At 71.1% G+C, this 24,864-nt stretch carries 41 protein-coding genes; all 41 read right to left on the bottom strand.

The genetic code is table 11. The annotated features are described in order from the left end of the window. Positions 1-2 precede the first annotated feature (2 nt). Positions 3-3,047, bottom strand: a complete 3,045-nt coding sequence (locus ACEXOX_RS40550; protein WP_406525679.1) for a transglycosylase SLT domain-containing protein — start codon at positions 3,045-3,047, stop codon at positions 3-5. Positions 3,048-3,062: 15 nt separating this feature from the next. Next, a complete protein-coding gene (locus tag ACEXOX_RS40545) occupies positions 3,063-3,335 on the bottom strand; it encodes a hypothetical protein (protein ID WP_406525678.1) in 273 nt (90 codons plus the stop codon). A gap of 539 nt (positions 3,336-3,874) precedes the next feature. Then, positions 3,875-4,435, bottom strand: a complete 561-nt coding sequence (locus tag ACEXOX_RS40540) for a hypothetical protein (protein ID WP_406519409.1) — start codon at positions 4,433-4,435, stop codon at positions 3,875-3,877. A 76-nt stretch (positions 4,436-4,511) separates the two neighbouring features. Then, positions 4,512-4,916: a hypothetical protein gene (locus tag ACEXOX_RS40535; RefSeq protein ID WP_406525677.1), complete on the bottom strand. Its 405-nt coding sequence runs from the start codon at positions 4,914-4,916 to the stop codon at positions 4,512-4,514. Then, positions 4,913-5,104, bottom strand: a complete 192-nt coding sequence (locus ACEXOX_RS40530) for a hypothetical protein (protein ID WP_406519411.1) — start codon at positions 5,102-5,104, stop codon at positions 4,913-4,915. The genes ACEXOX_RS40535 and ACEXOX_RS40530 overlap by 4 nt, the downstream gene beginning before the upstream one ends. After that, a complete protein-coding gene (locus ACEXOX_RS40525) occupies positions 5,101-5,493 on the bottom strand; it encodes a hypothetical protein (protein ID WP_406519412.1) in 393 nt (130 codons plus the stop codon). The genes ACEXOX_RS40530 and ACEXOX_RS40525 overlap by 4 nt, the downstream gene beginning before the upstream one ends. Then, entirely contained in the window at positions 5,493-5,828 is a 336-nt protein-coding gene (locus tag ACEXOX_RS40520) for a hypothetical protein (RefSeq protein ID WP_406525676.1), read from the bottom strand. Before ACEXOX_RS40520 ends, ACEXOX_RS40525 begins: the two co-directional genes overlap by 1 nt. After that, complete coding sequence (locus tag ACEXOX_RS40515; protein ID WP_406519414.1) at positions 5,828-6,265, bottom strand: hypothetical protein; 438 nt, start codon at positions 6,263-6,265, stop codon at positions 5,828-5,830. The genes ACEXOX_RS40520 and ACEXOX_RS40515 overlap by 1 nt, the downstream gene beginning before the upstream one ends. A 185-nt stretch (positions 6,266-6,450) precedes the next feature. Next, complete coding sequence (locus tag ACEXOX_RS40510) at positions 6,451-6,678, bottom strand: hypothetical protein (RefSeq protein WP_406519415.1); 228 nt, start codon at positions 6,676-6,678, stop codon at positions 6,451-6,453. Positions 6,679-6,688: 10 nt separating this feature from the next. Continuing rightward, positions 6,689-7,096, bottom strand: coding sequence for a hypothetical protein (locus ACEXOX_RS40505; protein WP_406519416.1), 408 nt, complete (start codon positions 7,094-7,096; stop codon positions 6,689-6,691). Between the two features lie 10 nt (positions 7,097-7,106). Further along, a complete protein-coding gene (locus tag ACEXOX_RS40500) occupies positions 7,107-8,069 on the bottom strand; it encodes a phage major capsid protein (protein WP_406519417.1) in 963 nt (320 codons plus the stop codon). Positions 8,070-8,121: 52 nt separating this feature from the next. Beyond that, a complete protein-coding gene (locus tag ACEXOX_RS40495) occupies positions 8,122-8,625 on the bottom strand; it encodes a hypothetical protein (protein WP_406519418.1) in 504 nt (167 codons plus the stop codon). Between the two features lie 50 nt (positions 8,626-8,675). Beyond that, positions 8,676-9,650, bottom strand: coding sequence for a hypothetical protein (locus ACEXOX_RS40490; protein WP_406519419.1), 975 nt, complete (start codon positions 9,648-9,650; stop codon positions 8,676-8,678). Beyond that, on the bottom strand, positions 9,631-11,016 hold the full coding sequence (locus ACEXOX_RS40485) for a phage portal protein (RefSeq protein ID WP_406519420.1): 1,386 nt from the start codon (positions 11,014-11,016) through the stop codon (positions 9,631-9,633). Before ACEXOX_RS40485 ends, ACEXOX_RS40490 begins: the two co-directional genes overlap by 20 nt. Positions 11,017-11,046: 30 nt before the next feature. Beyond that, positions 11,047-12,786, bottom strand: coding sequence for a terminase large subunit (locus ACEXOX_RS40480; RefSeq protein WP_406519421.1), 1,740 nt, complete (start codon positions 12,784-12,786; stop codon positions 11,047-11,049). Further along, positions 12,758-13,348: a P27 family phage terminase small subunit gene (locus ACEXOX_RS40475; protein ID WP_406519422.1), complete on the bottom strand. Its 591-nt coding sequence runs from the start codon at positions 13,346-13,348 to the stop codon at positions 12,758-12,760. The genes ACEXOX_RS40480 and ACEXOX_RS40475 overlap by 29 nt, the downstream gene beginning before the upstream one ends. Before the next feature lie 580 nt (positions 13,349-13,928). Next, entirely contained in the window at positions 13,929-14,156 is a 228-nt protein-coding gene (locus ACEXOX_RS40470; protein ID WP_406519423.1) for a hypothetical protein, read from the bottom strand. 24 nt (positions 14,157-14,180) lie between these two features. After that, positions 14,181-14,381, bottom strand: a complete 201-nt coding sequence (locus ACEXOX_RS40465; protein ID WP_406519424.1) for a hypothetical protein — start codon at positions 14,379-14,381, stop codon at positions 14,181-14,183. Between the two features lie 25 nt (positions 14,382-14,406). Then, positions 14,407-14,733: a hypothetical protein gene (locus tag ACEXOX_RS40460; protein ID WP_406519425.1), complete on the bottom strand. Its 327-nt coding sequence runs from the start codon at positions 14,731-14,733 to the stop codon at positions 14,407-14,409. Positions 14,734-14,880: 147 nt separating this feature from the next. Then, positions 14,881-15,123: a hypothetical protein gene (locus ACEXOX_RS40455; RefSeq protein ID WP_406519426.1), complete on the bottom strand. Its 243-nt coding sequence runs from the start codon at positions 15,121-15,123 to the stop codon at positions 14,881-14,883. Between the two features lie 124 nt (positions 15,124-15,247). Further along, positions 15,248-15,589, bottom strand: coding sequence for a hypothetical protein (locus tag ACEXOX_RS40450; protein WP_406519427.1), 342 nt, complete (start codon positions 15,587-15,589; stop codon positions 15,248-15,250). Continuing rightward, positions 15,586-15,894, bottom strand: coding sequence for a hypothetical protein (locus tag ACEXOX_RS40445; RefSeq protein WP_406519428.1), 309 nt, complete (start codon positions 15,892-15,894; stop codon positions 15,586-15,588). Before ACEXOX_RS40445 ends, ACEXOX_RS40450 begins: the two co-directional genes overlap by 4 nt. A gap of 2 nt (positions 15,895-15,896) precedes the next feature. Then, positions 15,897-16,319, bottom strand: a complete 423-nt coding sequence (locus ACEXOX_RS40440) for a hypothetical protein (RefSeq protein WP_406519429.1) — start codon at positions 16,317-16,319, stop codon at positions 15,897-15,899. A 16-nt stretch (positions 16,320-16,335) separates the two neighbouring features. Beyond that, the gene (locus ACEXOX_RS40435) at positions 16,336-16,599 is read right to left on the bottom strand and encodes a hypothetical protein (RefSeq protein ID WP_406519430.1); all 264 of its coding nucleotides are present in this window, start codon (positions 16,597-16,599) and stop codon (positions 16,336-16,338) included. Positions 16,600-16,611: 12 nt separating this feature from the next. After that, positions 16,612-16,785 carry a hypothetical protein gene (locus tag ACEXOX_RS40430; protein WP_406519431.1) on the bottom strand — a complete coding sequence of 58 codons (174 nt, stop codon included), beginning with the start codon at positions 16,783-16,785 and terminating at the stop codon, positions 16,612-16,614. Positions 16,786-16,795: 10 nt separating this feature from the next. Continuing rightward, complete coding sequence (locus ACEXOX_RS40425; RefSeq protein ID WP_406519432.1) at positions 16,796-17,098, bottom strand: hypothetical protein; 303 nt, start codon at positions 17,096-17,098, stop codon at positions 16,796-16,798. A gap of 86 nt (positions 17,099-17,184) precedes the next feature. Continuing rightward, positions 17,185-17,379, bottom strand: a complete 195-nt coding sequence (locus ACEXOX_RS40420; protein WP_406519433.1) for a hypothetical protein — start codon at positions 17,377-17,379, stop codon at positions 17,185-17,187. An 81-nt stretch (positions 17,380-17,460) separates the two neighbouring features. Beyond that, entirely contained in the window at positions 17,461-17,652 is a 192-nt protein-coding gene (locus tag ACEXOX_RS40415) for a hypothetical protein (protein ID WP_406519434.1), read from the bottom strand. A gap of 8 nt (positions 17,653-17,660) precedes the next feature. After that, positions 17,661-17,864: a hypothetical protein gene (locus ACEXOX_RS40410; protein WP_406519435.1), complete on the bottom strand. Its 204-nt coding sequence runs from the start codon at positions 17,862-17,864 to the stop codon at positions 17,661-17,663. Then, complete coding sequence (locus ACEXOX_RS40405) at positions 17,861-18,385, bottom strand: hypothetical protein (protein ID WP_406519436.1); 525 nt, start codon at positions 18,383-18,385, stop codon at positions 17,861-17,863. The genes ACEXOX_RS40410 and ACEXOX_RS40405 overlap by 4 nt, the downstream gene beginning before the upstream one ends. Positions 18,386-18,627: 242 nt before the next feature. Beyond that, positions 18,628-20,628, bottom strand: a complete 2,001-nt coding sequence (locus ACEXOX_RS40400) for a hypothetical protein (RefSeq protein WP_406519437.1) — start codon at positions 20,626-20,628, stop codon at positions 18,628-18,630. Between the two features lie 4 nt (positions 20,629-20,632). Beyond that, a complete protein-coding gene (gene traA, locus ACEXOX_RS40395) occupies positions 20,633-21,232 on the bottom strand; it encodes a plasmid transfer protein TraA (protein WP_406519438.1) in 600 nt (199 codons plus the stop codon). Positions 21,233-21,325: 93 nt separating this feature from the next. Further along, positions 21,326-22,087, bottom strand: coding sequence for a hypothetical protein (locus ACEXOX_RS40390; protein ID WP_406519439.1), 762 nt, complete (start codon positions 22,085-22,087; stop codon positions 21,326-21,328). A gap of 107 nt (positions 22,088-22,194) precedes the next feature. Then, on the bottom strand, positions 22,195-22,650 hold the full coding sequence (locus ACEXOX_RS40385) for a DUF3307 domain-containing protein (RefSeq protein ID WP_406519440.1): 456 nt from the start codon (positions 22,648-22,650) through the stop codon (positions 22,195-22,197). Further along, positions 22,647-22,958, bottom strand: coding sequence for a hypothetical protein (locus ACEXOX_RS40380; RefSeq protein ID WP_406525675.1), 312 nt, complete (start codon positions 22,956-22,958; stop codon positions 22,647-22,649). The genes ACEXOX_RS40385 and ACEXOX_RS40380 overlap by 4 nt, the downstream gene beginning before the upstream one ends. After that, the gene (locus ACEXOX_RS40375) at positions 22,955-23,272 is read right to left on the bottom strand and encodes a hypothetical protein (RefSeq protein WP_406525674.1); all 318 of its coding nucleotides are present in this window, start codon (positions 23,270-23,272) and stop codon (positions 22,955-22,957) included. Before ACEXOX_RS40375 ends, ACEXOX_RS40380 begins: the two co-directional genes overlap by 4 nt. Further along, on the bottom strand, positions 23,272-23,679 hold the full coding sequence (locus ACEXOX_RS40370) for a hypothetical protein (RefSeq protein WP_406525673.1): 408 nt from the start codon (positions 23,677-23,679) through the stop codon (positions 23,272-23,274). Before ACEXOX_RS40370 ends, ACEXOX_RS40375 begins: the two co-directional genes overlap by 1 nt. 2 nt (positions 23,680-23,681) lie before the next feature. Beyond that, positions 23,682-23,879 (bottom strand): hypothetical protein, encoded by a 198-nt coding sequence (locus tag ACEXOX_RS40365; RefSeq protein WP_406525672.1) that lies wholly within the window; start codon positions 23,877-23,879, stop codon positions 23,682-23,684. After that, positions 23,879-24,391, bottom strand: coding sequence for a hypothetical protein (locus ACEXOX_RS40360; protein WP_406525671.1), 513 nt, complete (start codon positions 24,389-24,391; stop codon positions 23,879-23,881). The genes ACEXOX_RS40365 and ACEXOX_RS40360 overlap by 1 nt, the downstream gene beginning before the upstream one ends. Then, entirely contained in the window at positions 24,391-24,618 is a 228-nt protein-coding gene (locus tag ACEXOX_RS40355; protein WP_406525670.1) for a hypothetical protein, read from the bottom strand. Before ACEXOX_RS40355 ends, ACEXOX_RS40360 begins: the two co-directional genes overlap by 1 nt. Further along, positions 24,618-24,842 carry a hypothetical protein gene (locus ACEXOX_RS40350; RefSeq protein WP_406525669.1) on the bottom strand — a complete coding sequence of 75 codons (225 nt, stop codon included), beginning with the start codon at positions 24,840-24,842 and terminating at the stop codon, positions 24,618-24,620. Before ACEXOX_RS40350 ends, ACEXOX_RS40355 begins: the two co-directional genes overlap by 1 nt. Positions 24,843-24,864: the final 22 nt, after the last annotated feature.

Genomic DNA, 24,864 nt, shown 5'->3' with positions numbered 1-24,864 from the left:
GGTCACCTCCTTCCTGCGCGGAGCACGCTGGTGAGCTGCTGCTGTCCGCGACGCACGCGCACGTCGATGAAGTCGGCGAGCGCGTCGTCCTTCGTGTGCACCTCGACGACGACAGGCTCCTCGGACCGCGCCGCGGCGGCCGACATGGCGTCCCACTGTCGGCCGGTCAAGACCGCCTCGGGCTGCCCGGTGCCGTTGTAGGTGGCACTGAGCCCCGGCATGAGCCAGCCGCCGGAGTCGTAGCCGCCGGGCCGGGCCATGCGTGCAGCCCACCCGGAGCCGTACCGCGACCTCGCGTAGCTGATGCCGGCGTAGATGTTGGCGTAGGGGTCATACGGGCCGCGCCCGCGGTACTTGCCCGCATAGGCGTTGAAGGTGGGCAGGATCGTCTGGATGAGCCCCATCGACGGCGTGCCCGCCTTGGCGTTGGAGTCCCACAGATTGATCGCGCGCGGGTTGCCGCCGGACTCCTTGCGGATCGTCTGCAAGATCGCCGTCAGGTTGTACGGGGAGAACACTCCCAGCTCGCGCAGGACGGCGCTTGCGACGCCCCGCCACTGCTCGACGCCCGCGGAGGGGTTGTACTTGATGTTCGGTACGGCGAGCTTGTCACCCTTCTCGCCGGCCCCGAGCAGCTTCTCGACCAAGCGCCGCATCCCGCCCTTGAGGAGGCCGGGAAAGCCTCCGCTGCCGGGGATCAGATCGATGACTGGGTTGACCAGGGACCGGACGCCGTTCTTGATGGCGCCGCCGAAGGTGTCGGCCAGCCACTTGGCGCCCTTCTTGAGCTTGTCCCAGGCGCCGGAAACGAACGACCCGATGCCGGAGAAGATGCCGCCGTCGGCGAAGCCGGGCAGGCCGAGGGCGCGCTGGACGCCGGAGACGCCCCCACCGCGGGCGGCGGCGTTCATGGTGTTGACGTAGCCGGGGCCGACCGCACGGGTCCACTCCGGGCGCATGATGGCCTCGCCGCCAGAGAGGGCGGCCAGGTGCACGTCGCGGCCCGGGGTGTAGCCGGGCATCACGCCGCCGGTGGCGAACTTGACGACGCCCAGCTCTTTGCCGCCGAACGCTCCGACGACGGTGTTCCACACCTTGCGGATGCCGTTGTTGTAAACGGTGTCGATGATGAACTGGACCGGTTTGCGGGTGATGTCCCGCAGCTTGTCCCAGGCCCGGCCGATGGCGTCCTTTGAAGCGGAGAACGCCTTCGCCACGGCCTGCACGGCCGTCTTGACCGCGTTGAACACCGGTCGGATGCCGTTCTGCCACACGAAGCCGACGACCGTCTTGATCCCGTTGAACACCGGCCGGACGACGTTGTCGTACAGCCACCGGAAGACAGCTCCGAGGGGGCCGGCGATGTAGGCGCGGACCAGGCCGAAGATGACGCGGGTCGCGGCCCACCACGCAGCGACAACCGTCTTGATCCCGTTGAACACCGGCTTGGCGATGTTCTCGTACAGCCAGCGGGCCACCGCGCCTGCTGCCCGGAATGCCGCCGCCCACGCGGCGAACGTCGGCTTGATCACCGTGCTGTACAGCCACCGGGCGATCGACGCGATCGCGTTGAACACCGGCTTGATGGCGACGGTCCACAGGGCGCGTGCCACCGCGGAGACGACGTTGAAGGCGACGACCAGCGGCCCGAAGACGGCGACGGCAACGATGCCGAGCAGGATGCGCGCGGCGGCACCGATGAAGCGGAACGCCGGGCCGATCGCGTTGTTCCACAGCCACATCGCCACCTGCCCGACCACACGGGCCGCCGCGGCGATGCCGGTGAAGACGGGCCTCAGGACGTTGTTCCAGGCCCAGGAGGCCGCCGTCTGGATGCCCTGCCAGGCGGCCTGGACGACGTTGCGGAAGGTCTCGCTGTGCCGGTAGGCGAGGACCAGCGCGGTCCCCAGGGCGATGACGATGAGCACCACCCGCAGGACGGGGTTCAGCGCCATGACGCGGTTGAGGATGCCCTGGGCCACCGCCCAGCCGCGGGTCACGGCCGCCGCGGCCGTGACGTAGACGGCGTAGAGCTTGGCGGCGACCACGGTGGCGGCCAGCACGTTGACGAGCACCCGCATGACCGGCGTGGGGATGGCGGCCGTCAGCCGCGCGAAGACGGTGACCACCTGGAGCGTCACGCCGCCCAGCGGCGCGATCGCCTGAACCAGCGTCACCGCGGTTCTGGCCAGGCTCGCGAACAGCCCCAGCACCTGCGGCGCGGTGGCGCGCACATAGGCGATGAACTGCTGGAAGCCGCTGGAGGTGCGCAGTGTGGCGCCGAAGGCGGCGAAGCGGGCGGTGAGGCTTTCCAGACCGCCGGTCACCCCGCGCGACATGGGCGCGAAGGCGTTGAGGACGCCGGCGAAGCCGACCGCGATGTTGCGGAAGACGTTCAGGAACGAGGTCAGCGACGAGCCGGACAGGCGGCGCATGGTGGCGCCGAACTCGGCGAAAACGCGGCCGGCCTGCCCCTTGCCGAGAGTGTCGAGAAAGCCGGTGAAGGCGGCAGCGGTGCTCTTGACGAAGGGGGTGAGCTTGGGCAGGGCCGCGCGTAGCAGGTTGATGCCGCGGGTGAACAGCGGCATCGTCGTGCCGGACAGGGAGTCGGACCAGGCGGTGAAGTCCTTCTTCAGCCCGATGAAGGCCGTCGCCGTCTTGCGGGTCGCCGGCGGCATCGCCGCCAGGGCCTGCGTGTACGCCTTCTGGGCTTCGGCCGCCTTCTTGCCGCCCTCGGCCTGCGCCTCCTGGGCCTTGGTGTACAGCTCGGAGGCTTCGGTGACCTTCGCAAGCTGCGGCTTGACGGCGGCGGCGAAGGCGCCCGCTCCGGCGCCGGCGGCGGCCACCGAGGAGGCCAGGGCGGCCCCGACGGTGGCGCCCATGGCGGCGATCGGGACGGCCGCTGTGGCCAGCACCTTGCCGAACTGGGCGGCGAATGCCTGGCCTGCGGCGGTGCCCTGCTCGCGCAGGGTGCGGTTCCAGTTGCCCTGGAACTCGGGGCGGATGGCGACGTATCCGCGCCCGACGAGAACGCCGCCGGTGGCCATGGCGCACCTCCCTGATCAGGTCGGTGCGCCTCCGAAGACGCCGGCGAGCTGCTGAGCCCCGGAGCCGTGGCGGCCTCCGAAGCGGATGGTGTTGCGGGGCTTGCGGGCGGCCACGCCGGGGCGCGGGATGGGGTCCGGTGGCTTCAGCCGGCGGGTGCGCTTGGGGTCGCCGTGCAGGCGCACCTGCGCGTAGGTGCCCTCGGCGACCCGGTCGGCGATGGTGGCCAGCAGCTGCCGGTCCGGGGTCCAGAACTCCTCTTCGGGGCTCCGGCCGGTAAGGACCCGCACGGTCGCGGCGTCCGGCGGCAGGTGCTCTACGAGAACGCGCAGGCGCCGCCAGGTCAGCGCGCCGCGCCACAGGTCCAGTACGTCGAGCTGGTAGTAGCGCAGCAGGTCGGCTTCGATGGCCTCCCCGTGCTCGCTCAGGAGCCGGAGGAGGCCGCGAATTCCCCGGGTCGACGCCGGAGCGCGCCATCCACTCCTCGGAGATCAGTTCCAGGTCGTCGATGGTGTACCCGGCGGCGACCATGTCCTTGACGGTGTCGGGGCCTGCAGCGATGCGCAGGATGCCGAGGGCGTCTTCCCTGTTGGCCACGCGTTCTTGCAGGTCCATCGGCAGCGTCTGGAACGGCGGCAGGGTGAACTCGACGCCCATGAGTTCGAAGGTGGTGGGCTCGCCGAGGGCCTCGCGGCGCTGCTTGGCCCGGGCGTCGAGGGAGACGACTTCACGCCCGGCCGGCTTGCTGGTTGCCATGGGTTCTCCTTGCGGGTGGTAGCGGGTTTTTGGCCCGGCAGGCGCGACCCGCATGGCGCGCCCGCCGGGGGTATCAGGCGGCGGACCAGGACGGGTCGTTGGACAGCCAGGTGGCCAGCTCCGGGGCGCTGGTGGCGTAGGCGGAGACGGTCATGTTCAGGCCCACGGCCTCGGAGCGGGCCACGGTGATGGCGTCGCGGTCGGTGACCTCGCCGCGCGGGACGACCAGGCGGTTCTTGATGGCGCCGTCGGCCCATTCCAGGCCGAACGCCCACTCGGCGGGGCTGGGGGCGGCGGGAATGTCGAGCTTGTGGACGGTGCCGGAGACGTCCGTCATCGTGCTGCCCGGGAAGTAGAGGGTGACGGTGCGGGTCTTCAGCTCGATCGCGGTGAAGCCGAGCGTCATGTCGACGCTGGTCAGCACCTTCCGGACGGGGCTCAGCGACTGCCAGGCCGTGATGTCCTCGGTGTCGGTGGAGTACTCCATCTCGACGCCGTCGTCGGACATGTAGCCCAGGTCGGCCCACCCGGGACCCCATGCGGTGTCCAGGTCGGTGGGGGCGGTGGTGCCCTTGGGGGCCAGGTAGATGGTGCCGGTGAGCCCGACCCTGACGTTGTCGGCGTTGAGCGCCACGTGCGCCTCCAGGCATGGCGAGGACCCGCGCGGCGCTCGCCGGCGGGTGTAGGGGCAAAGGGGTGCGGGTTGGGTGTCAGGCGGGGCGGATACGGGCCTGCATGACCAGCACGTACCGCGGGATCGGGTCGGTGTCCTCGCCGGGCTGGTAGGGCAGCCAGATGAGGCTGATGTCGCGCACGCCGTAGATGCGGGCGCCGGGCTGAACGCTGCCCTCGGCCCCGTAGAGCAGGGCGCGGACCTGCTGCGCCAGGTCCTGGGCCTGCTTCTTGGCCGCAGCCAGGATGTCGATGTCGAAGGAGACGTCCTCGGTCACGCCGCGCTGCACGATGGCGCCTCCGCCGCGGGTGACCGCCACCACCGGCAGGCGCGCGGCCAGATCGTCGGGCCACTCGGTGCCCACCGAGCTGACCGGCAGGCCGGTGCGCAGCAGCGTGGTGACGACCAGCTCGGCGTCGGGGAAGGCGGCCGGGATGCTCATCGGTCCTTGCGCGGGCGTTCCGCAGGCGCCTGCGGGCCCGCATCCGCGCGGACAGGGGGCGGGGCATCGTGGACGGCGGCGATACGGCCGTCGCGGGCCAGGCCGGCCAGTTCCTCGTCGGTGACGTCGATGGTGTCACCGGGGGCAGCGTCGCCGTGCCAGTGGGCGAGGGTGATGCGGGGCATCATCTGCTCCTCAGCGATTCCAGGGCGCGGCCGAGGGTGCGCCATTTCGGGGAGTGTCCGTGCTGCGGCCGGGCGCCCCGGCGCCGGGGCCGGCCGCTGCGGGTGACGCCGGAGCCGAATTCCACCTGCAGTGACCAGGGGGCTCGCGCGCCGAACTCCGCCCGCCAGCCGTTGGGACGCAAGCTGGCCGCCGAGTAGATGCTGGCCCGGTACTCGCCGTGCCGGGAGACGCCGGGCGCCCAGGTGGGGCCGGAGTAGGTCGGCGCGCGCACGCGTGCGGCGTTCGCGCCGCGCTGTGCGGCGTCGAACAGGACGTCGTACATCTCGTCGCTGCGGGCGAACTGGCGGTACATGTCGGGGTTGGGCTCGAAGCGCGATCCGCGTGCGGCCATCAGTCCACCTCTTTCAGGTCGGCCTCGATGTGGTGGACTCCGCCGCCCGGCGCCGGCCAGCGCGCCACCTTGCCCGTCACCTGCAGCGTCATCCCGCCGGTTTCGACGCGGTCGCTCTCGCGCAGGTCCAGGTCCATGCCGCGGGGCGTGTACAGGCGCCAGCCGGTCACGGTGACCTGCCGGTCGTCGGTGTCCTCGCTGCTGCCGCCCTGAGGCTGGACGTTGACGCCGGTCACGGTGGTGCGGGCGGCGTCGGCCCAGTCGGGTTTGTGGTTGCCGTACTCGTCGGTGTCGGCGGCGGGCCGCACGACGGTCACGCTCTGGGTGAACAGCATCAGGCGGGCCTGACCCGCACAGTCCCGGCGGTGCGCCGGTAGCGGTCCAGGACTCGCATCTCGGTGCGCGACAGCAGCACGCCCAGCGCCTCGCCGGTGGTGGGGATCAGGTAGGTGACCGCTTCGCCGCCCACGGTCTCCGAGCGCAACTGCGAGGGGTTGACCATGACCCGGTTGGCGGCCTGCATCGCGATCGCCGTGACGTCGCCGGGCACCGGGTCCCAGCCGTGGGTGTACGTCACCGTCACCCGCGGCGGCTGGTGGGCCGCCGGCGGATGATCCCAGGTCCACGCCCGCACCAGCAGGTCGCTACCGTCCAGCCACCAGTTTGAGGTGGCAGTGCCGTTGACAACGACCGTGGCGACTTCCTCGACGGGCCGCTGCGGAAGGGTCACCACGCCGGCGCAGCGGTGCCGCAGCGGGTCCGGGCGGCGCATCGTGAAGGTGCCGGTGGTCGTCGCGCGGGTGATGTCCTGACGCAGGTAGCCGCGGATGACGCTGGACGCCTGGTCCAGCAGGGCCTGCGCCTGCGCCTCCTGAGCGGGGGTGAAGGTGCGGCCGAGCAGCGCGGCGAGGTCGGCCGCCGTCGCCAGCGGGGGAGGGGCACGGCGGCCTCCTCTCGTCAGCCGTGCGAGGCCGCGCGGGCCGCCTTGGCGGTGGCCCCGTCGGTCTCCGGTGTCGGCTTGCCCGCCGCCTGCCCGGCGAAGGTGTAGTGCGCGTTCGGTGTCGGGTCGACCTCAGTGCCGAGAAAGCCCTGGTCCTCGGCGGTATCGGTGCGGCGCTGGATCTCCTGGGCCACCCCGTCATCCGGTGTCGCCTGCTTGCCGCTCTTGGGCGTCTGCGAAGCCATGGAGTACTCCTCAGTTCCGGGAGACGGTGATGCGGACCAGGCCGCCGGGGTCGGTGATGCCGGTGCCGATGTGCACGGATCGCCACTGCAGGGTGTCGCCGGCGGCGAGGGCGAGGTTCGCGGCCGTGCCCGACAGCGGGATGACGCGTTCGTTGTTGGCGGCGGCCGTGACGCCGTTGTCGAAGTTGAGGGTGGCGACGGCCGTGCTGCCGCTGCCTGCCTGCCCCTTGTTGACCAGGGACACGGTGCGGTTGTTGGTCGCGGCGCCGGTGATGGCGGCCTCGGGGACGTACTCGACGGCGGTGACGGTGCAGGCGAACGGCGCCTGGGCCAGCACGGTGTCGTCGTCGTTACCGGCGGTCGACACGGGCGGGACGTCCGCCTCGATGACCTTGACGAAGGGGGCGGTGTCAGCCATGACGGTCTCCTTACGCGCCGGCGGTCTTGATGAGGCCGGCCGGGTAGCGGTCGGCTTCGGTGGGCCGCTCGTTGTTGATGGGGTTGGAGACCTGCCAGGCGACCCGGAAGGTGAGGCGCACGGCGGTCATGTCCTGCTGCGCCAGGTTGAAGATCACGTTGCCGCTGTTGTCGAACAGCGTCGCCTCGGTGAGGATCTTCATGGTGATGTCCTGGCGGACGCCGACGATGAACTGCGACCAGTCGCCGCCGAACAGGTCGACGCCGTCGACGCCGGCGCCGCCCGCCGCGGGCCACATGCCCTTCATCGGGTACACGATCGGCTTGCCGTCGAGCAGGTCCAGGGCGCCGGAGGTGCGGCCGTCGTCCAGCTTGCGGCCCTGCGAGTCGCGGGCCGAGCGCAGCTTGCCGCGGGCGGCGTTGGCCGCGGCGAACCCGGTGATCTCGTAGCCGTCGGATTCCACCGCGGCGTACAGCTTGTCGATGTCGCCGAAGTAGCCGCCCTGGTTCGCTGCGGTGCCCGCGCTGACGCTGTTGCCCGCGGAGGTGGCGGCGGTCAGAACGTTTACCGGCCACGAGGAAGGGGCGTTGGTGCCGAAGAACACCGCGGCGTCCAGGGTGCGGCCGAACGCCTCGGTCAGCAGCGGCATCGCCTCGTCCCAGATGTTCGCCTCGACGTCGGCGAGGACGTTGTCCGGCACCGGCATGATCGCCGCGATCTCCTCGACGTTCATGTACTTGTTCGCCCAGTTGACCTCGGTGGTCTGCTTCAGGCCGGTGTCCCCCGAGACGAAGTACGCCACCGGCAGCGCCGACAGCACGGGGAAGCGGACCTGGGCGCGCTGCACCGGCACCCGGCGGAACAGGGACAGGACCGCGGAGCGGTCCGTGGCCTTGCCCAGCATCTCGGTGGAGACCTCTTCCGGGATGAGCGCCGCGGCGTCCGTCCTGGAGGTCACGTTGTCATAGGCCATGCTCCGGCCCCTTCTCGGTCATGCCGGCCGGAACCTGCCGTGCCGGAGGTGGTCAGCCGAGGCCCGCCGCGCGGCGGATCACGGCGTTCATGTCGTTGGTCTTCGGCGCCTGCTTGCGCACGCCGCCGTCGAAGCTGGGACTGTGGCGCCGCTGCTGCTCGGCCAGTTCTTTCACGAGCGTCTCCGCGTCGGCCTCCAGCTCTTCCCGGGTGGAGCCCTGCAGGCGTCCGGCCCAGCCGGGCGGGAGCTTCTTGCGGGCGGCGACCTCGAAGCGCAGCAGCTTCCTGTTGGCCTTCTCCGCCTCCGCTTCGGCGGTCTGGGCCCGCTCGGCGAGCTTTTGCGCCTCGCTCTTGTCGCGGTCCTCGAACGCCTTCAGCTTCAGCCGCAGCGACTCGGCTTCCTTGTTGGCCTTGCGCAGCGCGCGCTCGACCTCCGGAGGGACCGTCTGCCCCTGTGTCTCCTTCGGCTGCTCGCTGGCGCGGGGGTCCGTGCCCTCGGTGCCGTCCGTCTCGGACGTTTCCTCGGCCCGGTCGGTGGTGCTGTTCTCGTCAGCCATCACGGCTGCCTTCCTGCTCGCCCCGCCCTCGCGGCGGGGAAGTGTGCGGGCTACACCAGGTAGCCGTAGCGCCGCAGCAGGCGAAGCTGCTCGGCGCGGCCCTCGGCCCGGCGGAAGATTTCCTCCGGCGTCAGGCGGGACTGCGTGGTGCGTGCGTACCGCTCGCCCGGGATGCGGGCCGTGCCGCCCCCGGTCCGGCGCACCCGGCGCCCGTACAGGCCCCGGCGGGTGGTGCCCTCCGACGTCGTGGCCGCGTCCGGGCGGGACATGCCGCGGCGTGCGTTGACGACCTGTCCGAGGTCCGCGCCCTCACCGACGGCCCGGGACCCGGCCACGGTGAACGTCCGCCGCCGTTCGGCCTCGCTCATCGCCTCGTACAGGTCGCGGGGAGACTGGACGCCCGCCCATTCCTTCTCCCGCAGCGGCACCGTCTGGCAGTCGCACCGCGGGTGGCGCAGGAATCCTTCCGAGTAGGCGTACTGCTGGCCGGCCAGCACGATGCACCGCGAGCACGCAGGCAGGTTCACGACCCGCGTGTAGGCGACGACCTGCGGGTCGGCGGCCATCGCCACCTGCGCGGAGGAGCGGGCCGTATCGGCAACGGTGGTCGTGGCGTACATCGCCATGTCGGCCAGGCCGCCGAGCATCGCCTCCTGCGCCGGCATCCCGGCTGCAAGACGCTGGCGTACCCCGATCGCAGGCACGAACAGCAGTGTCTCCAGCGAGCCCCCGCCCGGCGCGAAGCCCGCGAAGGCCGCCGCCGTCAGCGCCGCCTCCGCCACCCCAGCCCCGCCCTGGGCGGCCATCGAGGCCGCCACGAACGCCTGCGCGCCTTGGGCGACGGAGATCTGCCCGGCGACGACCGCGGCAAGGATGGCTGCCCCGGCCTCGCCTTCGAGGTCTTCCGCGATGGTGGCCGCCGACAGGCGGCGCCAGATCCGCTGAATGAGGGCCACCAGGGCGCGTTCGGTGCGGGCCACCTGCCGGTAGCGGCCCGCCGCGAGGTCAGCCGCCGTCGCCATCATCGGCCCCCGTGCCCGGCTTGGGCCCGTACATCGCGGCCAGGTCCCCGTCCATCACGCGGGCCGCTGCCTGCTCCCGCAGCTCCCGCCATTGGGCGATCTCCGTCTGGGAGGCACCCCACCGCTCCCACAAAGCCTCGTGCGGCACCCCGAGCGTGCTCATTTTCACCAGAGCGTCGACGAGTTCGCCCTCGGTGCGGAACTCCGGGTTGTGCCAGATCACCTCGGTCCGGGCCAGGTCCCGGGTATCGCCCGCGGCCCTGAGATACAGGCGCACCACGTCCTCCAGGCCCTCGCCCAGCGGCCGGCAGCGCTGGCGCACCTTGGCCACCAGGCCGGACTCGGTGGCCTTGAGCGTCTCGCCGTTGACGTTGGAGAGCTTGCCCAGCAGGTATTGCGCGGGCGTTCGGGTGCGCGCGGCCATGTGCTGCACGTCCGCCTCGATCGACTCCAGATACGGGCCCAGGTCGGTCGCCGAGAACTCCCCGATCTTGACGTTCTCGTCCTCGATCACCCACAGCCGGTCCACGGCCGCCTTGAACGGCTCGATCGGCTGGCCGTCCTCGTCGACGGGCACCTCGTAGCCGGTCATCCACCGCTGCCGGAAGGCGCTGTACTCCTGCGCCATCAGCCGGTCGATGAGCGTCTTGTTGATGCGGTCCTGGACGTCGAGAACATCCTCGATCTCCGAGTGCGGGTTGCCCAGCAGGTCCGGGTGGTTCTGCACCTCGACCAGCGGCACCTCGCGCAGGTCGTTCGGCGCCGGCCACGCCTCGCCCGCGACCTCCCGCTGCACCCACCGCGGCGTGCCGCCCAGCCCCTTCTTCGGCTCGGGCGCCCGGTACTTGTACAGGCCGTCCGGCAGATACAGCGTGGCCATCAGATCGCCGGTCCAGTCGTCCGTCCACGCCTTCAGCCCGGCCGCCCGGACATAGAGGCTGCCGGGCTCGTAGGCGACGATCGCCTGGGAAGCGTCCTCGGCCGTCACTAGGGGCGTCGCGGCATCCGCCGGGTTGGGAGCGACCAGCGCGAAGCTGCGCCCCACCTTCACGGCTTCAGCGATCAGCAGGTCCGAGTTGACGTCCATCCGGTTCGCCTGCCAGATCCGCCACGCCTCCTCATCGCCCACCTCGGCATCCCCCAGCCGGAAGCCGTCGACCTGGATGCGCTCGGCGGTGGCGTCCACCACCAGGCCGACATAGTTCGAGCGGGCCTGCTTGAGCAGCCGCTGGAAGGCGGGCCTGGCCTTCTCGGTGATCATCGGAAGGGGATGGTCGCCCGAGTAGTACGTGCGCATCACGTCCACGTACTTCCGGCGGTCCTCCAGCTGCGCCCACAGCCGCTCCAGCCACCACTCCGGGGATCCCACGGGATGTCGCTGCGCCACCCGGCACCCCCGTCAGAATCCGACCGCCACCCGGGACTTCTTCTTCGGCCGCCGCAGGAAGCCGTCCAGCGCCATCACCGTGGCCGCGACCCCGTCGATCCGCGCCTGCGACTTCTTGCGGTCCGGCTTGGTGGGCCGGTAGTTGTCGTTGCCGTCCGCGATCGTCTCCACGCAGCCGGCCATCCACCGCAGCACCGGATGCCCGCCATGCCGCACCGCGTCCTCCAGCAGCAGCCGGTCCATCTCCTTGCACGCCGGCGACAGCCCCAGGAACGTCTGGCTGATCGGCGCCACCTTCACGCCCCGCCGGGTCTCGCGGTCCACGTTCTGCACCAGCTGGCCGGCGAACATCCGGTCGTAGCCGATCCACTGCAGATCGAAGGTCTTGCAGTCCTCCAGGACGCGGCGCTCGATCGTGTCGTAGTCGACCGCGTCGCCCTCGGTCAGCTCCAGAAAGCCCTCGCGGGCCCACTGCGCCAGCGGCACCTGGAGGTGACGCTGCAGGTCCTCCATCCGTTCACTGGGGAGCCAGAACCGCGGCACCAGCTCCACCTCGACGCCCGGCTGCTTGGACTCCACGGCCAGCACCCACGCCGACAGGTCGCTCACCGCGGACAGGTCCAGGCCGCCCCACGCCCGGCGCCCCTTCAAAGCGCCTGTGTCGACCATGCCCGCGACGGCGTCCCACTTGCGCACATCGATCCACCGCGTGGACGCCTTCTCGCGGACGTTCAGGCTGAGGCGCAGAAACGTCGGGAAGTACGAGGGCGTGGCACGGGCCTTGTTCGCCTCACGCCGCAGGTAGGCCAGCGTCGGACTGGTGCCGAGACCGGGGTTGGCCTTGCGCCACGTCGCCTCGTCGAACGGGTCGTCGCTCTCGTCGGCCGCCCAGATGACGCCGTAGTGCGCCGGGTCCTCGACGACGCCCTCGGCGACCTTGCGGGTGTAGGCGTGCTTCTCGTCGTAGATCGAGCCCTCTTGCGCATCGTCCGCCGTCGTGATGAACACGATCAGCGGCTGGTCGCGGGCGCCCGTCCCTGTCTCGATCGCGTCGATCAGATCCCGGCTCTTGTGCACGTGAACCTCATCGATCACCGCGCCGGACACGTTCAGACCGTGCGCCGTCTCCGCTATCCGCGACAGGGCCCGGAAGACGCCGCCCGTGCGCGGCACCCGGATCACCGAGGTGAGCACCTCGGCCCGGCCCCTGACCGCCTTCGACGTCTGCGCCATCCGCTTCGCGTCGTCAAAGACCCGCTTGGCCTGCTCCAGCGACCCGGCCGCCGCATACACCTCGGCACCCGTTTCCCGGTCCGCCAGCAGCAGCGCCAGCCCGATCCCGGACGACAGCGTCGACTTGCCGTTCTTCCGGGGCACCTCGATCCACACCGCCCGCACGACCCGGACCGGATACCCCAGCTCCGGGTCGTGCCACAGCCAGCCGAACACCGGGGCGATCACCCACAGGAACTGCCACCCGGCCAGCTTCAGCGGCGTACCGCCCCAGCGGCCCTTCGTGTGCCGGAACGACTCGATGGCCCGCTGCGCCCGCCGCGCCGCCGCCACATCGAACCAGGCCCCGGGCTGGTCCGGCATCCGAAACGCCGACACCAACGGCCGCGACGCCAGCGCCTCGGAGATCTCCTCGTCCGACATGCCCAGCTCGCGAAGAGCCGCCCGCGGAACCGGCAGCCCCTCCTCGCGGTCCCGGGCCGAGAGCCTCTCAGTCGAAGGGGTCGTCCTCGTCGCCATCGCCGCCACCCTCCGGCGGCGTCAGCCGGCCGCGAGCCGACGGCGACAGCCCGAGTTCCCCGATGTACGCCTTCAACTGAGTCCGGTACTGGGTCGCGATCGTCGTCAACGGGTTGCGGCACGGGCCGCGCTGCCCCATCGTGACCAGCCCCTCGATGGACAACTGGCGCTCACACCACTCCAGACGGGCGACACACACGCAGTAGTCGACCGCCGTCGACCGGTCCACCGACGTCAGCCCGGCCATCAACTGCAAAACCGGGACGACCCGGCCCCACTCCCGCCCGGCCACCTCGCGGCCGAACTTGGCGGCCTCGGAAGCCAGCTTCACCCGCTGCCAGGCCTCGACCTCACGCCGGTACTCCTTCAGCTCCTCGTCATCCGCACCCCTAGGGGCCCGGGGCTTGGCCGGAACGCGGACGTCGGGGAAGAAGTGAGCCCAGTCCGGCTCAACCAGCTCAGCCGGCGGCAGCTTGACGCCCTCACGGACCGGCCGCTTGCCGGGGTTGCCTTCGCGGACGACCTGCAGCGGGGGTTTCGGCTTGCGTCCAGGCACGGACACGCTTGATCACCCCCAGGATCAAAAGATCATGATCCGCGGCGCCAGGAATTTCCCTCCCCCGCGGTCCGGGTCGGGATGATCAAGGGGGTCACCCCCAGGTCTCGGCCCGAAAATCCTTGATTATTTTCAGGAATTCGCTGCTTCGTTCGCCTCGAAATGCGCCGTCCCGAGCCCCGATTTCGCCGCCCCGTCGCACTGATCACTGTTTCGCGTGCCAGCCTCCGGGCTGGTGCCGGGCGGTCTCCTTGCCGTGGCACGGCTTGCACAGTCCTCGCCCGTACTGCGGGTCATCGGCGTCGAGTCCTTGAGCTTCGAGCTGTCGACGTGATCGCGGCCAGTGGTCTGCCTCGGTGGCCGGGGCCTGCCTGCACAGCACGCACACGGGCTGGGCATCCAGCACGCCACGCCTGAAGCGCCGCTCATGCCTGATCGTGTAGCCGCGCTGCCGCGCTCCCCCTCGCGCACGCGTGTCCTGCCCATGTTCGGGACAGGGCTTGGTGTTCTCGCAGCCCGGACGTGAGCACGGGGGCTTGAGGCGTGAAGGCATCGCGTCACCCCCTCGCCCTCTGCGGGCCGCCCCTCACGGCCCTTCGACGCCGTTGTCGGAGATGAGGGTCAGCGCTCCGTGGAGGAGCCCGAGTTGCCCTACCCAGTCCAGCGTCTCGGACTTGCCGATGGAGATGGCCACGCCTCCGTCGGGCTGTACGGCTTTGATCAGCACGAGCGCGTCGGTGGGCATGTCGTCGGCCTCCAGATCCGCCGTCACGCCGAGATTGTCGAGCAGTTGCCCGATCTTCTGGTCAGCCATGGCGCGCCCCCTGTCATCCGCCGCTCACGGCAGTTCGACGGTGTCCGGCGTGACCATCAGGGCGCGCGCTCCGACGTTCTTCGCGAAACGCTCCCAGCTCACGTTGAGCACGCCGTTCACGTCGGGTACCGAACTGCACTGGTCAACGATCACGGCGAACGGCGTCTCGTCATCGCTGCCTTCGCGGTAGATGGTGGGCAGTTCGAGGATCTGGATGCGGGCCATGTGGGCTTCCCCAGTTCGGTGCGGATCAGACCCGCACGGCGTTGATGGTGAGTTCGGCGTGGGTCACGTCGAAGGCAAGGCCGGTGCCGTAGTCGTTGGCGTCGAACGGCCCGAACACCTGCGTTTCGCCTGCGGGGATCGCCTCGACGCGGGTGGGTGCGGTGAGGCCGTCGATGGAGCGGGCGGTCAGGAAGGTGATGTTCCTGCTGCTGGCTCCGGTGTTCTTCACGATGAGGATCACGCGGCCGTCGTTCTGTACGGAGTGCCCGTTGGTGGCGTCGCCTGTGGTGGGTGCCGGGAGGACGGTGCCGGCCCGGGTGGCCTGGGTGGGGGTGATGGCGGTGCGGGCCATGACGGGCTCCTCGGTAGACGGTGAGCCGTCCGGCTCGGTATGCGGGGCGCGGCCGCGGCCGCTGGGGGTGCCTGCTGCCCGGCGGGCCGCCGTGGTGCCGGGCAGCAGGCGGGGCCCGACCTGGGGGACGTCGGGCCCGGTCGGGGGTCAGGCGGCGCGGGGTGCGCGCTGGGGTGTGGGCCGGTAGGTGGCGGCGAGGGCGCGTATTTCGGGGAGGGCGTACATGGTGCGTGCTGCGTGGCCGAGTCCGGTGGGCCGGCCGTCGCCCTGGAAGCGCTGGATGCGGCCCCGCGAGGCCCATTTGCGGATGACCGCCTGCGGTACGCCGGTGAGGCGTTCGGCGTCGTGGGCGTAGACGAGGTCGTCGGGGAACAGGTCGTGGGGCCGCACGGCACCTCCCCGGCATGCAGAAAGCCCCCGACATGGCCGAGGGCTCCTGTGGTCTACGGGCACACTACTGGCGCCTGCGATCACTGTGACATAGCGGTGATCGGCGGTCAAGCACAGACGGAAATCAGCCCACCATCCGCCACGGGAACGCGACCTCCTGCACGTCGCGCACGTCCGGATCCCAGAACCAGCGGAACGGGAAGAAGGGGACGCCGAGTTCCAGGGCGATGACGGCCCGGTGGTGGCCCTCATAGACGAACACGAACTTGTCGCGCTCGCGGACGCCGAGCAGCAGCGGCTCCTCGATGCCCCGCTCCGGGATGGTGGCCCGCAGGTGCTCCAGCGTCTCGCGGTCGCGCCAGTACCGCTCGTGATAGCGGCGGGCACCCTCCCAGGTCGAGAACTCCGCAGGGTGCACGTGCCGGCCGAGGAGCGCCGTCTTCATGCGCCCGGTCCAGGGGCTCACGAGGGCGCTCCGTCACCGAAGGTGGCGACCATGGCGTCTTCGGAATGCGCCAGCGGGTCGGCGCCCTTGGTGCGGCAGCCGGGGCAGCGGTAGCCGGCCCCGTCGGGGGCCATGACCAGGTGCTCGTTGCAGAACCACTTGCCGCAGCCGAACTCGTCGCCGCCGGGCGTCAGTCCGCACAGGGCGTCCATCCCCCGCGAGACGGTCTCGGGACAGCCCGGCCAGTCGCACAGGGCCTCGACCGCGTATCCGGCTTCGATCGCAACTCCGTCGCTGCGCGTGATCTCGTAGCGTGCGTAGCCCATGGTCAGTTCTCCTTCGAGTTGGAGCCGACGGCGCCGCGGAGCTTGGATGCGGCCCATCCGGCGGCGAGGACGAGGCCGATGAACGTGATGCCGATGTAGGGCAGGGCGTTGCCGACGGTGCCGATGATGCCGATGAGGGTGCCGCCCATCATGACGACGATGGCGACGAGCGCGCCGGTGCATACGACGATGACGGCGAGGATCAGGAACGTGACGATGACGAGGCGTTGCAGCTCGGGCGGCAGGCCCTGCTGCACGGGCGCCTGCACGACGACCGGCGGCGGCTGTAGGGGCTGGCCGATGGTGAAATGCACCGGCCGTCCCTCCGCGTCGTAGAGCACGTTCGGCGGCCGGTGGTGGGCGGGGACGGGCAGCTGCTGCCCGCCGTACTGATGCTGCGGGTCGGGCAGCGGCTGCGGGGACATGACGGTGCGGCTCCTCTCAGGGACGGTTGCTGTCGTCGAAGCGCTGGGTGAAGGCGTGGCGCCCGGGCATCGCGTCGATGGCGGCCTGGTGCTCGGTGTTGATCCAGCCGCCGAGGTGGCACACGATCCGGTCGCCGCTGACCGTCCACGCGGGGTCGGCGGCGACGGCCTTGGCCGCCTCCTCGGCCGTGGCGAAGTGCTGGGTGAAGTGATCCTCGCCGTAGCCTTCGCCGCAGACGTCGCAGCGGGCCACGTAGCAGGTGTGCGTGGTGACGGGCATGGTCGGTTCCTCTCAGCCTCGGGCATTCTTGATGTCGTCGTCGGTGGCGCCGGCCGCGTGGGCGGCGTCGAGCGCGACGTTGGCGATGACGGCGGCCTGGTCGGCTTCGGCGCTGCCGAGACCGTGCTCGTTGGTGGCGTCGATCAGGCCTTGGATGGCGTCCGCGGCGTTCTGGGCTGCGCTCATAGCGGTCTCCTCAGGGGCGGTTGCTGTCGGTGCGGATCTCGGAGCAGGTGGTCAGGTGCTGGTCGGTCCAGTTCCATGCGGCGAGCACACCGGTCTTGTACGGGCCGTCGACGTACTTCTGGGCGCTGCCGTGGACCTCGCCGATGCCGAACGGCACGGTCATGCCGCAGGCGTGGCAGCGGCCGACGGCCTGCACGGCCACGTCGATGACCACGGCGCCGTCGTCGGTGTACGCGCGCATCTGCTGGCCGGGGGCCCGCGGGATCTGGTCGGCGCGGCGCTCGCCGGCCGTGCTCTGGGTGATGGTGTCCATGAGGCTCCTTCGGTTCGGCGTCGGGCGGGCTGCCCGGCGTCCTCCTCACCGCCCGGCACAGGTCCGGGCGGATCGGGGGCAGCCGGTCAGCGGTTGCGGTAGGCCTGCTCGGCGTCGCGCAGGCGGTCCTGGGCGTCGAGGTTGGCCCGGCCGGCGGGCGAGTCGATGTCGATGCAGCCGAGCGAGCCGGTGTTGACCGGGTCGGAGGCGAGCGCCTCGCGGGCGGCCGTCAGTTCGCGACCTTCGGGGCTGTCGTCAGGGGTGCGGCGGAAGAGGGACATGACGGTTCCTCTCGATACGGGCCGGGACTGTCCCGGCTCCCCTTGCCGCCCCGGCGCAGGCCGGGGCGACGCGGGCAGCCGTCAGGCGTAGAGGGCCCAGCGGTCGTGGACGCGGCGGATGGCGAAGCCGGGCCCGGCGAGCTGGCCGGGACGAAGCAGGAGCGCTCCGCACTTCAGGTCGTCGATCTTGTTGAGGAGTTCGGCGATCTGAGCCGCGTGCTCGGCGGCCTGCTTCTCGCGCTTGCGCAGATCTCGGGCATTTCCGGTGAACATGGGGCCTCCTACAGGCGGGTGTTGGCGCGGATGGTGTTGGCAAGCCGTCCCAGCGGGACAGTGAGGACCAGGTCGGCGGCGGCGATCAGACAGATGAGCAGGACCATGGCGGGTCCGGGCAGGGTGCTTCCGAAGATCCAGAGGGAGCCGCCGAGGGCTGCGGCGTGGATCACGAAGATGAGGGTGTCGACGATCGTGTGGGCCAGCCTCACGGCGCCTCCGGCTGGCGATCGGCGAAGAGGTCCCCGTTGAGCAGGTACTCGCCGCTGCGGCCCGCCTCGATGACGCCGTCCACGACCAGGCGTTGCAGCTCGGCTACGACCCAGGGGCGAGAGCGCGTCAGCCGGGGCAGGTAGACGGTGAAGTCCTTGGGGCCGATCATCCGGCGCCCTTCTTCCGCGAACTGGTGGATCAAGTCCCACATCAGTCCCCGCGCCTGGTGCTTGCCGAGCTTCGGTTCCGGCTCTTCGACCGGCCATGCGGGCAGCGGAGGCGTCTCGGTGAGCGCTGTACGCGCGGCGTTGATGCATTCGGCGGCCGTGCTGAGGTCGAGGCTGACTTCCAGCCGGACGGGCGTGCGGCGTTCCGTCTCGGCCCGGCTCTCCCCGTCGGGCACGGAGAGCCGGAGAGTCCCGATGTGGGCGTCGAGGAGGTCGGCGGCCGCCTGCAGCACCACCGAGGCTTGTCGGGCGGTGGTCGCGGTCCAGGTGTAGCGGGGTGGATCGAAGTTCATTTCGCGCTCCTTTTTGTGGTGGTTTGTTCCTTGCTGTTCGGTGCGCTGTTCCGTCGCTGTTCCGTGGGCTGTTCTCGCGCGCGCGTTACGGTTTTGAGGCGGCGCTGTTCCGTCGGCGGAACAGGACATTTGCGCTGTTCCGCGAGGTCGGAGCTGTTCCGTGGGCTGTTCCGCCGCTGTTCGGTGCCTGTTCCGTGCTGTGCAGGCCCTGTTCCGCCGCTGTTCCGTGCTGTTCCAACAGGTCAGGACGCTGTTCCGGCCCCGGTGAGGGTCTTGACGATGCGGTACACACCTCCTTCGTCGCCGTCGGCGAGGACGCCCTGCGCGACGAGCTTGGGGATCTCCCTGCGCACCCACGAGGCGGACTTGCCGATCCGCGGCAGCTCCGGCGTCAGATCCTTCGGCCCGAACTCCATCCGGCCGCGGGCGGCGAACTCGGCGAGCACCTCGTTCAGGGCGGCCAGCGCCTGCTCGCGCGTCTTGGTGTCGCGCTGCTGCTCGCCGAAGTGCCAGTCGCGGCCGGTGTGCGGCGGCAGTTCCTGGTCGATGTCGATGCGGCGGGCCTCGGCGGCTTCGTCTCCCTCGCCCCACAGCGCGTCGTCCTCGGGGTCCAGCTCGGGATCGGAGGCGTCGTTGGCGGCCGCGCTCTGGGCTGCCGCGGCGTCTTCGGCGCCGGCGTAGCGGACCCGGTTGGCGTAGGCCGGGCCGGCGGCCTCGGCCGTGACCTGCCCCGCGTCCGCGGGGCGCACGTCGCGGTAGGCCGCGACGGCCTTCGCCGCCACCTCCTTGTCCAGCAGGTAGGTGCGCACCGGGGTGGCGTAGCGCTGTTCGTCGATGCCGGGGCCCTCGATGTAGCAGTAGCCGGCCTTGCGGTTGCGCCACAGTTCGGGGCGGGCCCCGGCGTCGATGGTGTCGTCGGACAGGGCGAAGCCGGAGTCCACGGAGCTGTTGGTGCCGAACACGGCCGCGCCGGTGATGTTGCCCCGGACGTCGGTGTCCATCGACGTGTGGGAGGAGCGCTGCAGGGAGAACACCAGGGAGATGCCGGCCGAGCGTGCCTCCTGGGCGACGGGCGCCAGGTCGACGCCGTCGCGGAAGAGCTTGGCGACCTCCTCGAACCAGCAGACCAGGTAGGGCATTCCGAGCTTCTCGCCAGCCTCTGGCGTCCACTGGTCGTAGCCGTGTTTGCCCAGTTCGTTCGCCCGCGCGGTGATCACGTCGGGGAGTACGGAGATGCCGGCCTTGCACTCCTTCATGGTCAGCAGGGCCCAGTCGGCGCCGGGCAGGATCGGCCCGAAGGTCTGCGCTCCCTTGGACGGGTCGAACAGCCACAGGCACACGTCGCGGCGGGTCATCAAATCGGCGAGGATGACCCGGCCCCCCTGGGACTTGCCGGCGCCGGTCATGCCCATGAACTGGTAGTGGGCGGCGTTGCGTCCGTCCGCCTCGTCACCGGGGAACCAGATGTCAGCGGTGCCGTAGTCCTCGTACACGCCGGCGGGGACCGGGGCGTCGCCGATGCTGCCGCCGGGGCAGGACGGCCCCGGCCAGGGGGTGAACTCCTTGAGCATGTCGTCAATGACCAGCGTGTATGTGCCCTGGGAGGCGTCTTCCGGGTCCGGCTGCCAGCGCACCGCGTTGGGGCGCACGCCCACCGCCGAGGCGAGGCGGGAGCCGGCCTTGGCCGCGTCTTCCTGGGTCTGGACCCCGGCCTCCAGCTGCATGGGGATGACGACCTTGTTGGGTTCGGCGCGGATCTCCTTGGCCTTGGCCCGCCCCAGGCCGATCTTCGACCAGAGCGTCTTCTGCGTCTCGTCCCCCGCCTGCTGGCCCTCGGGGCTGACGCGCATGGTCATCTTGATCGACCAGGCCAGGGCGATGCCGGGGCCGCCCATCAGCCAGGCGTTGACCAGCGTCGGGTCGGTGGCCCCGGCGATGGTGGCGGCGGTGAACCAGCCGGTTGCCGCGCCGACGGTGACGGTGGCCTGCATCTGCCGCTGCTTCTTCGCGTCCCGCCCGACGTACCAGGTGTGCCAGGTCAGTCCGGCGGAAGCCAGGGACAGGAACGCTGATGCGGTAGCTGAGCCGCCCCACTGCAGGTGGGCCAGGGCGGCGACCGGCCACTCGGCCAGCCACACCGCGAACGGCGGCGTGTGCGGAATGACCTTGCGGTTGAGGAACGCCAGGACCGCGGGCATCTTGCCGCCGCCCTGCGGAACCTCGGTGGTCTGCTGCTGCGCCATCACGTCACGCCCCGAAGTCCATGGCCTGGCGGCGCTGGGCCCGCGGCCCGCCGAAGCGGTTCAGCTCCGGCTCGTACTCCCGCGTGTAGGTGACCCACGTCGCGGCCATGTGCGCCGATCCGGCCTGAGCTGCGTTCTTGGCTCGCTTCAGGTGACGCGCCACCTTGTTGGCGCGCACCCACGCGGCCGAACGGCCCTCCCCGGAAGGCGGGGGTACCTGGCGCAGCGCCTTGCGCAGCGTCTCCTCGGCGAACGCGATGTCATTGCTCGCCTCGCGCAGCACGCGCCGCCCCCGCTCGCACAGCGCCCGCAGACCGGAGGCGGACAGCACCTCGATGTCGCCGATGCCCTGCTGGCGGCCCCACTGCCCGCCGCCCGCGGCGGCCGCGGCCGCCGCGCTGCGCTGGGCGTTGATGTGGACGTGATATTCCTTCGTCCGGCTCTTGGTTTTGTAGGTGGTGCGGTTGCGCTTCGCCTCACGGGCCTCCGCCCGCTGGCGCGGCGAGGACTGCTTCAGCCGGGGCTGCTCGGCCCACACGCCCGGCGGCAGGAAGTTGTCCGGGGGCTGCGGGAGGCGTGACACCCGGTTGCCGTTGACGGCCATTCGATCTCTCCTGGTCAGGTGATGGTCTGGAGTCCGGTACCGGGTGCCGGTCCGGTGCGCGCGGCCATGGGCCGCAGTAGCGGTACTGAGGGGTCAGCTGGCGAGGGCGGCGCGGCGGACGCGGCGGCCGTAGGAGTCGCCGGTACCGAGCCGGTTGCCGATCGCGGTACCGGACAGGTCCGGGTCCTCGGCAAGCCACTGGCGGGCGGTACTGACGTGCTCGTCGAATGAGCCGGTGACCTTCGGCTTGCGGGCGGTACTGGACCGGGTGGTGCGACGTGCCCGCCGTACCGGTACCGCTGTCTCGTGCTGCGGCTCCGGCTCCGGTACGGCCTGCAGTTCCGGGCGCGGTACCGCCTCATCCGGTACCGGCAGTTCGCGCGGTAGATCGGCGGTACCGGCGGGCGGTACCGGGGTGGTCTGCGGTACCGGTACCGGCTGCTGCTCGACGGTGACGCGCACGGGCTCCTCGGCCAGCTCTGCGGGCGGTACCGGTACCGGCTCGGCGGCCGGTACTGCGAGGGTGTGCACCCGCCAGATCACGAGCGGTACCAACAGGGACACGGCGGCGACGAGCGGTACCGACACGGTCGCCACGCGGGCCTCCAGTGCGTGCGCGGCGATCTGGGCGGTACCCATCAGCACGAGCGACAGGGCGATGTCCCGGCCGCGGGACCGGCGGATCGCCGCGACCACGTACACGTCGATGGCGAGCGGCAGCAGTACCGCCACCGGTACCGCCGCCCCGATGGCACGGGCGAGCTGGTACTCGGCGTAGGCGGTGAAGCCGACGCCGGCCGCGAGCGACACCGCGACGAGCGGGTCCCAGCGGTGACGGACCGTCTGCTCCGACACGGGTGGTCCTTTCGGTCAGTGGATGCGGCCGGTGAGGAGGCCGGCGACGTACAGGGCGAGCAGGACGGCCGGGACGATGACCCCGAAGACGAGGGAGAAGGTGCGCATCAGGCCCACCCGCCGATCGCGAGCGCGGCGGGGAAGATCCCGACCGCGATGTGCATGGCCTGGTCGACGAGCGGCATGCCGCCGCGGTCGATGAAGTCGGCGCTGCCGGTGTGCTTCATCCACATCCGGACGGGCCATCGCCGGTCGATCAGGCTGTGGGTGACGTGGATCCACGCGACGGCTACCGCGACGCCGACGACAGGCAGCGGCATGTCGAGCACGAGCGCCATGAGGCCGAGCACGGCGAGTTCGGTGAGCGTGTGGGTGACAGCGTGCAGTTGGTTGGCGCCCCAGCCGTGGTGGTGGCGGCCGGGCTGCGGGTCGGTGAAGTCCTCGGTCCATCCGGACTTGCGCTCTGACATGCGGTCGCCCTGGAACAGGTAGTCCGCGGCATGGTGGGCGGCGTACAGGCCGACGAAGGAGGCGGCGAAGGCTGAGGTAGCGGCGTCGCTCATCGGGTGCCCCCGTGCTTGCCGTGGTCGGTGGCCAGGTCGCGCAGCCGCTGCAGCTCCTCGGGGCTGGTGCCGACGGCGCGGATGGACACGCGGCAGCCCTTGGCGGGGCAGGTGTAGACGGTGGTGCGCAGGCCCTGCCCGACCTGGGCGGCGAGCGCGACACCCGCCGCGACCACGGCGCAGACGGCGCAGACGATCGCGGCGATGCCGACGCCGTGCTCGGCCAGCTGGAGGGCGAGGCTCGCGCCGACGCCTCCGCTGACGGCGAGGATGAGGATCTCGGCGACCATGGACTTGGGGTGGTTCATCGGACAGCTCCCGGTTCGGTGACCTTGATGGGGACGCCGCGATCGTCGCGGCGATAGGTGCGGGCCGCGTTGATCCGCATCTTGTGTTCGACGGCGTCCTGCAGATCGACGCCGGTCATCTCGGCGACCGCGACGAGGTAGAGCTGGATGTCGGCGAGTTCCTCGGGGAAGTCGGGCAGGGCCCGGCGCCAGGCGGTGATGGCCTCGCCGACCTCAGCCGTCAGCAGAGCGAACTCCAGCGCAATGTCGGTGGTGTTGAGCCCCTTGGCGTGCTTGTTGGCAACCGCAGCGGCCTGGATGTCGCGGAGGTTCATCACGACACCTCCGAACCCGGCATCGCGCGGCACTTCTCCGCGTGCGCCTGAGCCCATGCACGGGCTTCGCGCTCAGCTCGCTGGCGGGACTCCTGGCCGGTCAGCGGGCGCCAGCGGCCGCCGTAGTCGTAGGAGCCGTTCTCCCAGTAGGCGCGCTCGGTATCCGGGCACCCACCACACGCGGAGACGGTGGCGTGCACGCTTCCGCCGCGTTCATCACGGTCGATCTCGTTGACGCTGACAGCCAGGTTCGGATCCCGCATGGCCTCCCCCGCGAGGGTGAGGTATTTGGCGAGCAGCCGGGGCACCCTGCGGGCAGCCTCGGCTTCCTGACGGGCCTTGCGCGCCTTGTCCTCGGCGATCCGGGCATCGAGGATCGCCATCAGGTCGGTAACCGGGTCACTCATACTCACCGCGCCCACCTCCGCCCGTGCTCGGGCCGCATCGCGATCCACACGAGGGTGGCGGCGAGGGCGGCACCCGCGGCGAGCGGCGTATTCAGCAGCCAGCCGACCGCGGTCAGCGCTGCGGCTGGCAGGGCCGGGCAGGCGACCAACAGGGCGACGGTCAGGATCAGGGCGGTCCAGGCGGCGGGACGCATCGTCATCACGCACCCCCGGTCGCGCGGATCGCGGCGGCCATCAGCTGCTCGTCCAGGTGCCGGGCCTCGTCGCCCGCCTCAGCCAGCGCGTCCTCGGCTTCGGCGAGCCGTGACGCCGGAGCCCGGCCGCGGATCGCGCTGGCCACGTCGCTGGCCGCGTCGTTGAGCGCGGCCGTGGTGGCGACCGCCTCGCGGGCCACGCGGACGAGGTCCGACGCGCCCGCAATGCCGGCCGCTACCCGCTGCAGCCGCCCCAGAGACCGGGTGACCGTCGACCACGCCGCCCAGCGGGCCTCACGCCCGGAAGCGGCGTCGGCCCCGTCGCGTGCGGCGGTGACCTTCAGGTAGACGGGACGCCGGTAGTCGATCAGCGCGCCGCCCAGAGCGTCGGCGGCCTCGCCGATGCGCGCCCGCTGCCGGGCCCGTGCGGTCCGGGCGACCGTCGCGTACTGGATCAGGCCGGTCATCCCGGCACCCGCGAGCACGGAGCTGGCGGCGACGAGGGCGTCGGTGTTCATCACGCGCCCCCGTTCCGGCCGGCGAAGGCACGCACCGCGTCCTGGACCATCTCGGCGGGCAGCAGGCCCTTGTCGATGGCGGCGAGGGTCGCGAAGTGCCGGGCGAGGCTCTCGCGGCGCTTGATGTCCTGCTCGGTCGTCATGAGCGTGTTGGTCTTGCATGACCGCTCGTGGGCTTCGGCGGCCTTCCGCAGCAGGGCGGCGGCCTCTTCCAGGTAGCGGGACATCACGCCACCTCGCCCAGCTCGGCGCCGTACAGCTCGTCGGCCAGCGGCGACTCGCCGGGGTGGCGGCGGTCGTAGCGGGCGGCCTCGGCGTACAGCCGCAGCTGCTCGACGGGGTTGGTGGCGGAGTGGTAGCGGGTGACCAGCTGCGCGCGGTAGGCGTCGATGCTCTCTGCGGCCATGTAGTCGGCGACGTCGGGCAGCTCGTACAGCTCGGCAGTTGTCATCGGACAGGCTCCTGTCGATATG

Origin of the sequence: Streptomyces sp. Ac-502, from assembly GCF_045222935.1 — a bacterium.
Lineage (GTDB): Bacteria > Actinomycetota > Actinomycetes > Streptomycetales > Streptomycetaceae > Streptomyces > Streptomyces monomycini.
The sequence above is the reverse complement of the archived record's forward strand: the minus strand, read 5'-3'. Positions and strand labels throughout refer to the sequence as shown.

Coding starts and splice junctions, on each gene's coding strand:
- ACEXOX_RS40550 (WP_406525679.1), bottom strand. CDS start 3,047: ATGGCCACCGGCGGCGTTCTCGTCGGGCGCGGATACGTCGCCATCCGC.
- ACEXOX_RS40535 (WP_406525677.1), bottom strand. CDS start 4,916: ATGAGCATCCCGGCCGCCTTCCCCGACGCCGAGCTGGTCGTCACCACG.
- ACEXOX_RS40530 (WP_406519411.1), bottom strand. CDS start 5,104: ATGATGCCCCGCATCACCCTCGCCCACTGGCACGGCGACGCTGCCCCC.
- ACEXOX_RS40525 (WP_406519412.1), bottom strand. CDS start 5,493: ATGGCCGCACGCGGATCGCGCTTCGAGCCCAACCCCGACATGTACCGC.
- ACEXOX_RS40520 (WP_406525676.1), bottom strand. CDS start 5,828: ATGCTGTTCACCCAGAGCGTGACCGTCGTGCGGCCCGCCGCCGACACC.
- ACEXOX_RS40515 (WP_406519414.1), bottom strand. CDS start 6,265: ATGCGCCGCCCGGACCCGCTGCGGCACCGCTGCGCCGGCGTGGTGACC.
- ACEXOX_RS40510 (WP_406519415.1), bottom strand. CDS start 6,678: ATGGCTTCGCAGACGCCCAAGAGCGGCAAGCAGGCGACACCGGATGAC.
- ACEXOX_RS40505 (WP_406519416.1), bottom strand. CDS start 7,096: ATGGCTGACACCGCCCCCTTCGTCAAGGTCATCGAGGCGGACGTCCCG.
- ACEXOX_RS40500 (WP_406519417.1), bottom strand. CDS start 8,069: ATGGCCTATGACAACGTGACCTCCAGGACGGACGCCGCGGCGCTCATC.
- ACEXOX_RS40495 (WP_406519418.1), bottom strand. CDS start 8,625: ATGGCTGACGAGAACAGCACCACCGACCGGGCCGAGGAAACGTCCGAG.
- ACEXOX_RS40490 (WP_406519419.1), bottom strand. CDS start 9,650: ATGATGGCGACGGCGGCTGACCTCGCGGCGGGCCGCTACCGGCAGGTG.
- ACEXOX_RS40480 (WP_406519421.1), bottom strand. CDS start 12,786: ATGGCGACGAGGACGACCCCTTCGACTGAGAGGCTCTCGGCCCGGGAC.
- ACEXOX_RS40470 (WP_406519423.1), bottom strand. CDS start 14,156: ATGGCTGACCAGAAGATCGGGCAACTGCTCGACAATCTCGGCGTGACG.
- ACEXOX_RS40465 (WP_406519424.1), bottom strand. CDS start 14,381: ATGGCCCGCATCCAGATCCTCGAACTGCCCACCATCTACCGCGAAGGC.
- ACEXOX_RS40460 (WP_406519425.1), bottom strand. CDS start 14,733: ATGGCCCGCACCGCCATCACCCCCACCCAGGCCACCCGGGCCGGCACC.
- ACEXOX_RS40445 (WP_406519428.1), bottom strand. CDS start 15,894: ATGGGCTACGCACGCTACGAGATCACGCGCAGCGACGGAGTTGCGATC.
- ACEXOX_RS40440 (WP_406519429.1), bottom strand. CDS start 16,319: ATGTCCCCGCAGCCGCTGCCCGACCCGCAGCATCAGTACGGCGGGCAG.
- ACEXOX_RS40435 (WP_406519430.1), bottom strand. CDS start 16,599: ATGCCCGTCACCACGCACACCTGCTACGTGGCCCGCTGCGACGTCTGC.
- ACEXOX_RS40430 (WP_406519431.1), bottom strand. CDS start 16,785: ATGAGCGCAGCCCAGAACGCCGCGGACGCCATCCAAGGCCTGATCGAC.
- ACEXOX_RS40425 (WP_406519432.1), bottom strand. CDS start 17,098: ATGGACACCATCACCCAGAGCACGGCCGGCGAGCGCCGCGCCGACCAG.
- ACEXOX_RS40420 (WP_406519433.1), bottom strand. CDS start 17,379: ATGTCCCTCTTCCGCCGCACCCCTGACGACAGCCCCGAAGGTCGCGAA.
- ACEXOX_RS40415 (WP_406519434.1), bottom strand. CDS start 17,652: ATGTTCACCGGAAATGCCCGAGATCTGCGCAAGCGCGAGAAGCAGGCC.
- ACEXOX_RS40405 (WP_406519436.1), bottom strand. CDS start 18,385: ATGAACTTCGATCCACCCCGCTACACCTGGACCGCGACCACCGCCCGA.
- ACEXOX_RS40400 (WP_406519437.1), bottom strand. CDS start 20,628: ATGGCGCAGCAGCAGACCACCGAGGTTCCGCAGGGCGGCGGCAAGATG.
- traA (WP_406519438.1), bottom strand. CDS start 21,232: ATGGCCGTCAACGGCAACCGGGTGTCACGCCTCCCGCAGCCCCCGGAC.
- ACEXOX_RS40385 (WP_406519440.1), bottom strand. CDS start 22,650: ATGAGCGACGCCGCTACCTCAGCCTTCGCCGCCTCCTTCGTCGGCCTG.
- ACEXOX_RS40380 (WP_406525675.1), bottom strand. CDS start 22,958: ATGAACCACCCCAAGTCCATGGTCGCCGAGATCCTCATCCTCGCCGTC.
- ACEXOX_RS40375 (WP_406525674.1), bottom strand. CDS start 23,272: ATGAACCTCCGCGACATCCAGGCCGCTGCGGTTGCCAACAAGCACGCC.
- ACEXOX_RS40370 (WP_406525673.1), bottom strand. CDS start 23,679: ATGAGTGACCCGGTTACCGACCTGATGGCGATCCTCGATGCCCGGATC.
- ACEXOX_RS40365 (WP_406525672.1), bottom strand. CDS start 23,879: ATGACGATGCGTCCCGCCGCCTGGACCGCCCTGATCCTGACCGTCGCC.
- ACEXOX_RS40360 (WP_406525671.1), bottom strand. CDS start 24,391: ATGAACACCGACGCCCTCGTCGCCGCCAGCTCCGTGCTCGCGGGTGCC.
- ACEXOX_RS40355 (WP_406525670.1), bottom strand. CDS start 24,618: ATGTCCCGCTACCTGGAAGAGGCCGCCGCCCTGCTGCGGAAGGCCGCC.
- ACEXOX_RS40350 (WP_406525669.1), bottom strand. CDS start 24,842: ATGACAACTGCCGAGCTGTACGAGCTGCCCGACGTCGCCGACTACATG.